A 218-nucleotide genomic window follows, 5' to 3' on the forward strand; every position below is an offset into this window, starting at 1 on the left:
TGTGAAGAAATAACTTGCGCCCTGATGATAGTGCCTTCGATATTGCATGGTATTCTACAAATAGTAGGGTAGAATTAATTTTAATCTATCATGTTGGGTGTCGCAAGCTCCACCCAACCTACCTACTGATTGTCCAAGTGCCGCTAACTAAAGAGCAGCAAAAGGACAATAAAAACCTCGTCAACGTCATCAACACCATGGCAAACCAACCCGGCTAT

1 protein-coding gene is annotated in these 218 nt (G+C 42.7%); it reads left to right on the forward strand.

What is annotated here, in order from left to right; genetic code table 11:
* Positions 1-14: 14 nt before the first annotated feature.
* The coding region (locus EGV92_RS14120) for a hypothetical protein (protein ID WP_207401814.1) at positions 15-218 on the forward strand (204 nt) is incomplete at its 3' end.

Origin of the sequence: Psychrobacter pygoscelis (assembly GCF_004335015.1) — a bacterium.
In the GTDB taxonomy this organism is placed as follows: Bacteria; Pseudomonadota; Gammaproteobacteria; order Pseudomonadales; family Moraxellaceae; genus Psychrobacter; species Psychrobacter pygoscelis.